This window comes from Streptococcus mitis, from assembly GCF_003944325.1.
Taxonomy (GTDB): domain Bacteria; phylum Bacillota; class Bacilli; order Lactobacillales; family Streptococcaceae; genus Streptococcus; species Streptococcus mitis_CW.
On the sequence record NZ_RJPX01000007.1, the window covers coordinates 1 to 13,466 of the forward strand.

Consider the following 13,466-nt stretch of genomic DNA (forward strand, 5'->3'; position numbering starts at 1 on the left):
GAGCGTATCTGTTCCTTCTGTGTAATTACCATCGCCATCTTTATCAATGTAGAAGGTGAGAGTCGTTTGTTTCTTAGCTTCATCACGTTCTGCTTTAACTTTCGGTGTTTGGCCATTTTCACCATTTTTAACGATTGTTGTAAGAGCTGGACGACCTTCTGGTTGGGTAATGGTAATGGTATGGCTTCCATCGTGATTGTCTGTGACACTTACCTCTGGTGTGAAGCCATCACGACCATTTTCTCCCTTATCACCTTTAGGACCTGGTAATCCTTGAGGTCCTCTGATGTTGCCAATTTGGTTCCAGTTTCTGCCTTCTTTTTTGTAAACATCTCCTGTAGTAGCATCGATATAAGTATCACCATCTTTACCATCATTTGCTGTTGGTGCTTTAGGTCCACTTAATAATTCAGCACCATTACGACCATCTGTACCAGAAGCTCCATCTGCACCATTACGTCCATTTGTACCATTCAAGATATCACTTGTACCAATTAATTCATCCACACCTGGATCGTATTTACCGTTACCATTGTTATCATAGTATGCTGTAATACGAGTACCCTCTACTGGTTGTGGTGCTGGTGCTGTAGATGGGGCGTCTGCTAATGCTCTTCTTACTCTTCCGCTTCTTTGATTGTTTAGTCTTACTGCTGCTTCTGCTAAAGCATTCAAGTCAATATTTGGTGTACGGCCATCTTTACCATCCTTAATGTTAGCTACAACAGGCTCTTCTCCAGGAACTGTAAATGTAATGTCTGTACTGTGGCCATCTGCTCCACGAGCAGTTGTCACTTTAGGAGTTGCTCCCTTGTCACCTTTCTCACCTTTGGCACCATCTGTAATAACAACTTCTTTTAGTTTTGTATCGCCTGCATCGAATTCGTTGTTGTCATTTTGGTCATAATAGAAGATAACAGTTGTTGTCTTATCTGCTTCATTTCGTTGAGTCGCAACTAATGGACTTGCTCCATCGAGACCATCTCTTACAATAGTATTTGTAACATTACCTCTACCGTCGTTAATAGTAATAGTGTGAGTACCGTCATCTTTATTATCTTTAACGGTTACGGTTGGAGTTACACCGTCACGACCTGCCTGACCTTGCGCTCCTGTTAAACCACGTTCACCTTGGTTCCCTTTTTCACCTTTGGCTCCTTGGGCTCCTGTTAAACCACGTTCACCTCGGTCCCCTTTTTCACCTTTAGCACCTTGGGCTCCTGTTAAACCACGTTCACCTCGGTCCCCTTTTTCACCTTTAGCACCTTGGGCTCCTGTTAAACCACGTTCGCCTCGGTCTCCCTTTTCACCTTTAGCACCTTGGGCTCCTTGAGCACCAGTTAAACCACGTTCACCTTGGTTCCCTTTTTCACCTTTGGCTCCATCTTTAATAGCGATTCTTTGAACAAGTTCGTCTACGCCCTCAGTATAAACACCGTTTCCATCGTTATCAAGATAGAAAGTGAGGTTATTTGTATCACCAACTTTATTTTGATCAACACGTGGTTTTACTGTATCGATTAGCTCTTTAGCCACACCAATTTGCAGAATACGTGGCTTAGCTTCTTTAGTAACAGAATTACTAATTGGCAATCCTAAAAGTGTTTCGTTACCAAATCGATGGACTTTATAGGTAATTTGACGTTGTCCTTTTTCACCTTCTCGAACTAATCTAGTTTGACCTTCTGGTAACTTACTAGTTGGAAGATAGACAGTTTGGAAGTCAATGTCTTCTGAAACAGTCTTATTATTAGTACCACCATAAGGGTTTGCATCCAAGTATAGTGGGTTTGCTCTATAATAATAGTTAGAGTTACTGTATGGGTCGTTGCTAGTAGCGGCACCACCACCACCTTGGTCCACGTTAAAAGTAACAGGTTTCAAACGAACAGACAAATCACCATTTGGATTGTTGATTGGCAAACTGAATCTGATTGTCTGTTGCATACTTGTTTCAGTAGCAGAGGTCATAGTATATCCTGAGTGAGATACAAAGTTGGCACCCTGGCTAATAGGTTTTGATTGCTCTCTTAATCTTGGAGTTGTGATAGTTGCATTTGAAGGATTTCCAAATCCATCCCCTTTATCCAAGATAAAGTTATTATTAACAAATTCACCTGGACCAGAATATTGAATTGTGAAATTCAATCTATTACCTTGACGTACTGTCGTCACATCATAATGAATTGAATGACCACCACGTGCGTTCCCATAGCCGCGGAAACTATAACTACGACCAGCTTGACTAATATCTGTAAATGCAACTGTATTCCCAGAACCTGAGACAATTGGGTTGGCTGGATTGCTAGAAGCTCTAAAACCACTTTGTCCCTTATCCAAGTCTTCCTTACGGATAGCTGGATTTTGATGAGCATCAGAAAGGCTCAAACCTGGTTTCAAAATTTCATTAGTTGTTTTTGGAGCTGAAAACGCTTCAACTATAGCAGCTCTGCTAGTTGGCAAAACAGCGCTATCAAGAACTGAACGATCAGTCGTTGTTGCAGCTGGTTTAGCTTCTTCTTTGGCTTCTTCTGCGTCAGCTTTCTTCGCTACAGGAGTTTCTGATACAGTTCCTTTATCGGAGTTAGAACGGAGTTCCAGTCCAATGACAGCTGATTGAATAGATGACTCTGCTGCTGATAATTCAGCTTCAGTTGCATCTGCTTTACCAAGCAAACTTTGACCAGCTTGGATACTTGCTTGCAACTTAGCAGCACTTGCTTCTGTATATAATTTTGCTTCTAATTTTTTTGCACGCGAAAGAGCCGTTAACAATTTTGATTTATCAACCGCACTTTGATGAGAAACTTCCTCTTTTTCCACTTTAGGCTCTTCAACCTTTTCTACAGTTGCCTTAACAGCTTCAGATTTAGCTGGAGTCACCTCTATTGGATTAGCAACAGTTGGAGCTGGGTAGGTAGTTTCTTTCTTAGATGTAGAAACTTCTACTGGTTTAGTAGCTTCTGCTATCTTATCAACAGAAACACTGTTAGTAACTTCTGCATAATGTTCATCTGCTTGTACTGTTTGGGCCTTGGCTCCCGCTCCTAGGACTAAGGCTGTCCCGAGCAAGACACTAGCCGCACCAAAGTGATACTTACGAATAGAAAAACGTTGTTGCATTTTATACCAATCAAATGATTTTCTCTGTGCCTGTTTCATATTCTTTACCTCAATATAATTTTATACTATACAATTTACATCTATTTTTTATATAATTCAATATAATTTCACAAATTAATATATAGTATTTTTTCCCTCAAGATTCATTTAAATTGTTCTAATCAAAGTGAATTTACTGACAAAAAAATGATTCTCATATTTTAGTACAAATGGTACAGAAAAATAATATAGAGGTAAAAATGTAATCTCAAAATCAATACAAATATTCCAGTAACATTTAATTGCCTTTCTATATTCAATTCATAAATACTGTTTTAAGATCAAATCGGATTATTCTCCATCTTAACAATATCAATATTAGCATTTTTATTATAGACTATGATATAATGAGCTTAGGAGGATAGAACCCTATGAGATCTCTATTATCTACAAAGGAACAACGACAATTACGACTACTTGAAATACTCATTCAGAAACGAGATTGGATACGTCTAAACGAGTTAGCACAAACTTTAGAATGCACCGAGCGTATCCTGAAAAATGACTTAAACGAACTACGAACAGCATTCCCAACTTTCAAAATTCAATCTTCTATCAATGGCATTATGCTAAATCTAGATACAGCGGCAAGTATAGAAGATATTTATATTTATTTCCTCAGTCATTCCCAATCTTTTCAGTTATTAGAATATATGTTTTTTAACGAAGGATTGCCTATTTACCGAACTGTAGAAAAACTGCATTCTAGTAATGCCAATCTTTATCGTTTAGGAAATCGAATCACCACCATTCTCTCGAAACAATTCCAAATTGAACTGTCTTTTACTCCAACATCCCTGAATGGAAATGAAATCGATATTCGCTATTTTTATGCCCAATACTTTTCAGAGCGGTATTATTTTCTAGACTGGCCTTTCCCAGATATTTCTGAAAAAGTCATAACAGAGTTCGCTGACTACTTCTATAAATCCACAAATTACCCAATGCGATTTGCAATCTATAGAATGTATAAGCTGATGCTCGCAATTAGTATTCATCGAGTAAAAAATGGACATTTCATTGATTTACCGAATCATTTTTACCAAGACTACTATCCTGTTTTAATGAATTTACCAGATTTTGAGGACAAGCTTGCATACTTCTCTCAACAATTTGGACTGGAAATGACTCCAGATATTGTGGCCCAAATTTTCATTTCCTTTCTTCAAAATGATATTTTTCTAGATCCACAGCAATTCTTTGATTCTCTAAATAAAAATGAGGAATCTCGCTATTCTTATCAGTTATTAAGCCAAATTTTGGAACGATTATCTAAAGCATTTAATATTAAATTTGCTAATCATGATGAACTCATTTGGCATCTGCATAATACAGCTTATTTTGAAAGACAGGAAACCTTTTCAACACCACTCTTATTTGAGCAAAAGGGAATTACACTAGAAAAGTTCAAGGTCTATTTCCCAGACTTTATGGAAAGTGCTCGTCAAGAACTGGCTCAATATCGGCAAGCAATCGGGCAACATGATTATCCTGAACAATTAGAGCACTTGATTTACACCATCTTCACCCATGCAGAAAATATCACTACTCAATTATTAGCCAATCGACCGCCTATCAAGGTTTTGATTATCAGTAACTTTGACCACGCCCTATCCCTCACCTTAATGGATATGCTTTCCTATTACTGTAATAATCGCTTTACCTTCGATATTTGGGATCAATTGGAAACAAGTCCTGAAATTTTAAATCAGACAGATTATGACATCATCGTGTCTAATTTCTATATTCCTGGCATCACTAAAAAGTTTATTTGCCGAAACCATCTGTCAATCATGGATTTGGTCAATCATCTTAATACCTTATCAAATGAGATTCATTTGTCCAACTCTTTATAAGCTAGAAAAAACTCAGCAATACTTTTCCTTGCTGAGTTTTCTTCTTTTATCCTTATTTTATACTTTCTTTACAAAAACCAATTCCTGTGGCTGGGACAGGTCTTCTCTGTAGGCAAATCCTGCAAAGCTTAAGCGACGAGCTTCATCGACCGTCTGTACTTGATTTTCTATCAGGGCCGTTAGGAAGGTACCACGCGCTTTCTTGGAAATAGTTGAGTGAATCTTCAGCTGACCATCTCTATCCTCCATGAATTTGAAGGTTACCATCTTTTCTCTGATTTCCTTAGAAAACACAGTCTCAAACTCCGATGACAATAGAGAGAAAATCACTTCTTCCTGCTTCACAGCTTCATCATAGGCTACCTTCCAATGGCTCTTCAAAGTCTTACCAGCGACTTTTAATTTCATTAAAAAGTCCAAACGGTAAGGGGCTATGGGTGACAAGGCTGGAATGACACCGTACAAAGCCGAGGTAATGAAGACATGATTTTCAAGATAGGCTTGTTCTGCCTCTGTCAATTTATCTCGCTTGATATGGCGGTACATGAGCCCATCAAAAAGTTTCAAGGCTGGGTAGTGTTGAGCAGTTTGTGTTTTCAAAGCTTGGATATGTTGAAATTCTTCCGCCGCCTTATCGACTGATACCTTATAAAACTCTCCAATTGACTAGCAGAATAGAGAGCTAAGGCATCCAGAACGGCCTGACTTTCTGGTCTTAAAGGAGTTGCCTCAATCCTTGGCAAATCTGTATTCATTTCTTTTGCTCTTGGGATTAAAATTTTCATATTGATAGTGTAGCATATTTTTTTGCCACTACCAAGAAATTCATCTGAAAAGAGACTGGGAAAAAGTCTTAAACCTCAGAAAAAACGCATAATATCAGGTGTTGAAAACCTTAATACGATGCGTTTTATCATGCAAGGATCTACTATATTTCTCCTCAAATTGAGGTTCTATATCATAGTAGCTCTGCTCATTCATCGATTCAATTTTTAATCCTCGATCAATTTATAAAAATCAGAATGCTTTAGAGATAAAGCCTAATCTTCTTTACGTTTTGTAGCCAATAGTGCTGCTGACAAGGCCAAGCTAACACCTGCTAAGAAGATGGCTATACCAGATTCTCTCTCACCAGTTTCTGGCAAGCTATTTTGATCTCCTTTGACTGCTGAAGCCTTTCTTTCTGCAGTCTGGTTATTAGCTATGTTCTGTACTGGATTCTCTGTTTTCTCACGAACTGGTACTTCCTGATTTCCTACTGTTACTGGAACACCTTTATCCTCTGGAAGTTTACTATCTTGAGGCACTCCTGTATTTACCCCGTCTTTAAAGTCAGGCTTCTCAGCGATTGGTGCTACCTGATTACCTACAGTTGATTGTTTCCCTTTGTATTCTGAAATGTCGTTAACTGCTCCTTCAACAAAGTTAGTACCTCCCTTGAATTCAGGGACTTCATTGACTAGCGCAGGCTCCTCGCCCTTGCTATTTGAAATAGATGCTTTCACTCCTACCTCGATAATGCGGTCTTGAGCCTTTCTTTGTTCAGTATGAACAATAGTTCTAGTAGTTCCCACAACTTGAATATAGTCAACTTTTTCTCCATCTTGTCCTTCAGAAACAACACGACGTTGGCCTTGAGCAAGTTCAGGATTTTCACGAATAACTTCTTTAAATGGAAGCGGAGTCTTTTCAATTTCCAAGCTTGGGGTTTCTGATACTAGGTTCTTCACGCCTTCTGTTGGTGTTGTTTGGAAGGTAGACTTAAAGTGTAAACGATATTCTTTCACCAAATTTCCATCTTTGGAAACAAGACGAACGAGTGTTGGAAGATTAGCATTTCCAGGATCAACAACTGTAACTACTCCATGTCCACTAGTTGTTGCAGTGACTTTTGGTTTTGAACCCATTGTTGTTAGAGTATAATCTGTCACATTTGGATCAAAGTTTTCCAATGCTTTTCCAGCAACTGAAATAGTCACTGAAGGAGTTTCTTCATCTCTTACTTTAGCAGGAGAGTAAGCACTAAACTCTACTACTGCTAGACCATTAGTTGTAGATTTACGAGTCAAACGTGCTCGAATAGCTGTTGTCTGAATCGGATCAAATGTAAATTCAATCGACTTACCAGCCAGGATTTCTCCAGAAGCTTTGTAAGGAATTGGTGCCCAATTTTCTGCCTTGTTGAATGGATGGTCGGCATTTTCTTCATAACGAGAAATCGTACTTGGTTCTGTAAAGGCAGGACCAATATATCTTTCTAGAACCATTTTCTCTGGGGCATCTGTTCCACTATCTTTAAAGAATTGAATGGCTACTTTTCCAATAGATTGGGAGGCAATTTTGCCGCCCTTCTTAAAGAGTAGTCCGACAGAAGTTTCTTGATTTTTCGGAGTCCGAGACCAGTTTGTCCAACGTCCGTCCTCAATGTATTTTCCATCATTGATGTAGAAAATTCTATCATGTGAATTTACTTGTACATCATTCGTTGTCGAAGCAAAGGCTTTAGAATCCGTTTCATTGTTGCTTGGATTTTCTGACAGAACTTGGTTACCTTTAGCTACAACTGTTACTTGCATTTTGGTGCTTAAATCTGTACCTATTACATGACCAGTTACTTCAAAACTTCCCTCCTGTTCTGTCGCATGTTCAGGAATGGCATCCCATTGAACTGCAAGGTTAGCCTTAACCCAGCCAGCTTGTGAAGGATAATAGACTGTCACTTCAGCAGGCAATTGAAGTTGATCACCAACATTCAAGATTTTAGCACCATTTTCTGCAGCAAGAGGTTGACTAGTTTCTCTCTCATCATTACGGAAGATTCGATATTCTTTCAATACCGTACCATCTTCTGCTTTCAAGATGAAACGCGTTGCGCCTTTTGGACTTGTTGCAGGCACAACTGTTACCAAACCATTATTGCTAGCTGTTGCAGTGATTTGTTTGCTAGATTGAGGAATATAGTAATCAGTCTTAGATGGATTAAAGTGTTCAAGATCCTTACCATCTACTTGGATAGAAATCTCTGAACTTGTAGAGCTTACTACCTTATTTCCAAGAACAGTTAGCTCTGTCAAACCAACACCAGCTGTTCCATCTGCTTTCTTCATGCGTATACGAACAGCATAGGTTTCTACCTTATCAAATGTAAAGTGATTTGTTTGAATTGCAGATAGCTGACTTGGAGCATGTAAGTTTTCAACTACTTTCCAATTGTCAGGATTATTAAATGGATGATTGCTATCTCGTTGAGCATTATTGACATCATTTGGAAGATCTGGAACTTCCTGACCTACATAGTATTCGATAACGTATTCTTTTGGAAGACCAATTGTTCTATCGCTATAAAAATCAACCGACAAATTGTTGACAAAACGTTTCGTCAAGTCTCCTGAATTACCAAACAAGATAGAAGCCCAGTCATTATCAGTATTTGTTCTCCAAGTAGTCCATCTATTTTTAGCGCCTGTTGTCGTTCTTGACACAGTCAGGTCGTTCAAGGCATTAGCTGAATCATCTCCTCCTGTATTTGATACAATGGCAGCTGGCAATTGGGAACCTGTCCATTGTTTAGAGATATTATTTCCAGCAACAACTTGACTAGACACTCGAACATGAGCTTTAGTGGTAAGATTACTATCAACTAAACGACCATTGATTTCATGGACTCCTTCAGTTTGACTAAAGTTGGTTGGAACCTGATTCCAAACCACATCTTTGTAGATAGTTGTTCCATTAGAATGGTAAGCACGAACATTAGCTGGCAATTGAACCGACTCACCCTTAGGTACTGTAAGGCTGATTTCCTCTGCAACTTGCAAGCCTTCAACCGTCACCGTTGCTTGAGCCTCAATATCTGTACCTTCTACATGTCCTTTAATGGTAAAGCTATGATAGTGCCCCAATTCTTTTTCAGCTACTTTGTCCCAAGTTACAGCTACCTTACGAGGCAAACCCTTATCAAATTCTGCTCCAACTTGACTAGGTAAATTAGGTTGCTGATTGATATCGGTAGAGATAGAAACTGGACGAAGTTTGACAATTTTCTTCTCTACTTTATTTTCTTTAATCACCAATTCAGTTGCGACAGATTGCGTTCTTTCTGTTTGATTGTCAATACGAGGAGTTAGAGTAACACGACCCTTAGTATAGAGCAACAAGTTCTGTCCATTTACCTCAAGATGACCACCATCAGCTGACTTGGCTTCTAAATGGACATCTGACGCTGAAAATTCCGTCTGTGAACCGTCCTCATAATGCCCAATTACATGATAAGGGAGAACTTGGTCTTCTGTTGCCTTCTCTTTTCCTTCAACGTTTACTTCCAAGCGGGTCAAGGCAGGTGCTTCCTTCACGAATTGAATCAAGTAAGTTTGAACTAAATCGCCCTTTTGGTCACTCAAGAAGACAGAAGCCTGATATCCATTATCAGCAGAAGCTTGCTGAATTGTTACCTGATAGCCTGTAGTCTGTGCTCCAACACTTGGGATTTTAGCAGTATAAGGAAGGGAGACTCTGTAATAGGTCTTGCTCGGCTCAAAGTTCTCAAGATCTTTATCCCCAACAGTAAGTCCTGTAATGCTACTTGTTGTTTCCTTGCTGCTTGCGATAAAGGTTGCCGTAACTTCATGACCATCATCTACTAATTTACCAGTAGCCTCCGTACGTCCCCCTTCCTTGGTCAAAGCAGCAGGATTTTTCAAGGTCCATGAAATAACCTCTGTATCAATTAAGCTACCATCTGTCAGAACAGCTGTGACCGTTTTATCCAAATCAGTCGCATTTGTACCAACCGGTACTGTAGCAACTTTTGGCAACCATTTATCTAAGGCAACCACTTTTACAAGTGCCTCAGCTTGGGTTTCCAAACCTTCCACTCGTCCAAATACTTTCTTTTCACCTGCACTTGTAAGTAAGTCAGATGGCACTTCCCAAGTGACAGTTTTTTCCTCAACACTGCCATCGCTATAAATAGCTGTTACTGTTTGAGGCAATTCAGGATTTGTAGTCACATCAGTTGTTGCTTTTACAGGAGCAAAGGCTACAAAGTGACGGTTTTCTTTCTTACCAGACACAGTTGCGACTGTTGCGCTATCAGATGTCAAGCCAGCAGAATCTGCATAAAGAGTAAATTTACCTTCTTTTTCTGTTGATTTTACAATGACAACCCCTTTACCATTAAAAGCACGTCTTTGCCATGTTCCATCTGCTTGAGCTTTGTAGCGCTCACGACTAGCTTGTTCCCCATTATCTACACCAACGATTTGTCCCTGACCATGCAGATTGAAATGAACAAGATTATTCGCTGTTGGTACAACATTTCCGTCGCTATCAACAATTTCGTAATGGATGTAAGATAAATCTTTACCATCTGCAGTAATAACATGCTCTTCTTTAGTTAGACGAACTCTTGCTGGTTCACCTGCAGTTGTCACACTATCACGCGCAATTTCATTCCCATTTTCATCTCGAGCAATCGCAGTCAGTGTACCAGGTTGGTACTTAACAAGCCACTCAAGATACAATTCACTTGGTTTAGCTCCTTCATGATAAGGGCGTCCATCTTCTGTCCTTTTCTTAGTAAATTCCTTTTTACCAAGCGACTGACCGTTTAAGAATAATTCAACATTTGCTGCATTTGAGAAGGTACGAACTGGAACCTTTCCATCGACCAACATCTTGCGATCCTTAAGGGTCTCTTCAGTCCAGTTCCAATGCGGTAAAATTCGGACAGTTGGTTTTTCTTTATCACTATACCACTCACTACGGTAAAGGTAGAAATCATTCTTGGGCAAACCAGCTGTATCAATAATACCAAAGTAGGAACTTTTTACAGGTGTACTATCCTGGTTATGCCATGGCGTTGGTTCACCGATATAGTCAATTCCTGTCCAGATAAATTGTCCAGCATATCCAGCATGATCACGATCAAAAGTCCATGATTCAGTAGCTGTTCTTCCCCATCCAACACGGTCATTACCATAATCAGATTGTTCATAATGACGATTTGAACTGTTATCATGTCCAAGAATTCGAGCAGGATTGTAATAAGAATCACGCGTTCTTGTCGCTGAAGACGTTTCAGAACCATAAATGAGCCAATCTGGATGAGCTCTACGAACAGCATCATAATTGCGTTCTCCATAGTTCATACCCACAGCATCCATAATTTCTGCAACTTTCAAGAAATCACCTGTAGATGCACGACTAAATTTATTTTCACCCATGGTTACGTAACGCTCAGTATCAATCGCTTTGATAACAGCCTTCAAACGTTTAGCAGTTTCAATAGAACGAGGACTACCATTTGCCTCCTCTACCTCATTTCCAAGAGACCACATCACAATAGACGGATTGTTCTTATCACGTTCTACCATTGTTCTAAGATCAAAATCAGACCACTTCTCACCCTTCTTAGCTTCAGGATGAGTTGCATCTTGATCAAAGAACCGTCCATAGTCGTAAGTCTTCTTGCCACCATACCAAGTGTCAAAAGCCTCCTCTTGAACCAAAAGTCCTAGACTCGCCGCAGCATCTAGCAACTGAGGGCTCGCCGGGTTGTGAGTTGTACGAATGGAGTTGACTCCCATATCTTTCAGAAGTTTTAATTTTCTGTAGGTAGCCTTATAGTTTTCTTCTGCACCCAAGGCTCCATTATCATGGTGAATACTTACCCCGTGGAATTTCATGCGTTCACCATTCAGAGAGAAACCTTCCTTAGCAGTCCAATTGAAATAACGGTAACCAAATGTATCTTCTGTTACATCAACTAACTGGCCTTCTTTATAGACTTTTGTTTTTAGAACATAAAGTTGAGGATGGTAACTTTTCGTTGTCCAAAGAGTTGGCTGATTAACCAAGATATTCTGATTAAATTGTGCTGTTTCATTTTCTGCCAAACTCTTAGTTGCAGAACGAACTAGTTCTGAAACAGCTTTACCCTCCTTAGTGAAAATCTGTTGCTCCACAAAGACATTCGCAACCTTTTTATCTGTATTTTTAATCTTACTTTGAACTTGTGTTTCAACATTGCTATTTTTTTGTTCAGCTAATTTTGGTGTTGTAATGTGGTTCCCATTTTCCGCAACATGGACTTTATCACGATAACTAAGGGTTACATCACGATAAATCCCACTTCCAGAATACCAACGACTACTTGGTTGCTTATTGATCACTTGAACGGTAATGGAATTTTCACTGCCATCCTTGTTCAAAAATTCTGTAATATCATAAGAAAAATGATTGTAACCACTTGGATAATGTCCTACAAATTTACCATTTACATAAACCTTAGAATCCATGTAAACACCATCAAAATTGATACGAACATCCTTGTTCTTGTCTACTTCATTCAGTGTAAAAGTCTTACGATACCAAGCTGCTCCACCATTTAACTGACCACCTTCATTGCGAGCAGGAGACTTGTGATCGAAGTCAAAATAAATACTCCAATCGTGTGGAAGATTCAATTTAGACCAATCATGAACATCCACATCTTTTTTTGAAAAATCTCCTTGGGCGTTTAGTTTAAAATACCAATCTTTATTGAAATCTTGTTTTCGATCTGATAATAGCTGCTTCTCTTTTTCAACATCCGCTTTACTTAACTCTTTAGAAAGCGCTTGCGTTTTTTCAGAAGAAGATTTGATATCTGTAGTCGGTTTTACCTGATCCTTTTCTAAAGTCTTTTTAGCATCCTCTTTTACATCTGTCTCAACTGTTGCTGTAGATTTCGGATTTTCTTCCGCAGTCTTTGGATTTATCTCTTCAGACTTTTGCTTCTCCTCAGCTTCGTTTCCTTCTCCTACTTTATTCGGAGTTTCAACTTTAGGACCAGCCAATTCATGGTTGCCTTCATTAACAGGTTTAGCAGAATCCGTATCCTTAATCCCATTTTCTTCTGTTGCTTCAGATTTTGGCTTTACAAACTCACGTCCACCATTCTCATCAGCCTTTGCGATAGCAGCTGCCACATCATCAGGAAGCTTATCTAAATGTTGGGGTTGATGAACCGTTGTTTCTTCTGTCTGAGTATTGGATGAAGACAACTCCTCAGCTTGTACAGCCGACAAGCCAAATATACTAGCTCCAATCATCACAGATGCCACACCTATAGCAAATTTACGAATGCTATAATGACAACGTTTATCGAAAAGTCTTTTGTTCATTAAAATCCTCATTTCTTTTTCTCGACACTAAGTAAGCGTTTACTTTTTAAAAAATAACCTCCTTCTGAATACACAACTAAGCATCAAGTTTGTTTTTTTGTATATATTGAATATATCAAAATGAACAAAAATTTGCAATCTTTTTATGAGTTTAATATAACAAAAAGGAGTGGGCTAGCATCCTATAACGAGAAGCTTAACAATGGGTAAAGAATCTAGTCCGAAACTATCAACTATTCAAAAACCACACAGTGTTGCTTTCAGCTTGATGATGCTCAATACT

The 13,466-nt window shown here is 39.0% G+C and carries 3 protein-coding genes and 1 pseudogene; 1 reads left to right on the top strand and 3 read right to left on the bottom strand.

Annotation, left to right across the window (positions count from 1 at the left end; all coding sequences use genetic code 11):
* Window positions 1-3,162, bottom strand: a 3,162-nt coding sequence (locus D8787_RS03515) for a G5 domain-containing protein (protein ID WP_125420800.1), incomplete at its 3' end; no start/stop codon positions are given.
* 371 nt (window positions 3,163-3,533) lie between these two features.
* Between D8787_RS03515 and D8787_RS03520 the strand changes: the two genes are divergently transcribed.
* Window positions 3,534-5,018, top strand: coding sequence for a M protein trans-acting positive regulator PRD domain-containing protein (locus D8787_RS03520; protein ID WP_125420802.1), 1,485 nt, complete (start codon window positions 3,534-3,536; stop codon window positions 5,016-5,018).
* Window positions 5,019-5,075: 57 nt separating this feature from the next.
* Here D8787_RS03520 and yaaA read toward each other — a convergent pair.
* Together yaaA and D8787_RS03535 are read right to left on the bottom strand one after the other, a co-directional pair.
* Window positions 5,076-5,803 (bottom strand): annotated as a pseudogene (yaaA, locus tag D8787_RS03525) (peroxide stress protein YaaA).
* A gap of 255 nt (window positions 5,804-6,058) precedes the next feature.
* Window positions 6,059-13,183, bottom strand: a complete 7,125-nt coding sequence (locus D8787_RS03535; RefSeq protein ID WP_125420804.1) for an SIALI-17 repeat-containing surface protein — start codon at window positions 13,181-13,183, stop codon at window positions 6,059-6,061.
* Window positions 13,184-13,466 lie beyond the last annotated feature (283 nt).

Coding starts and splice junctions, on each gene's coding strand:
- D8787_RS03535 (WP_125420804.1), bottom strand. CDS start 13,183: ATGAACAAAAGACTTTTCGATAAACGTTGTCATTATAGCATTCGTAAA.
- D8787_RS03520 (WP_125420802.1), top strand. CDS start 3,534: ATGAGATCTCTATTATCTACAAAGGAACAACGACAATTACGACTACTT.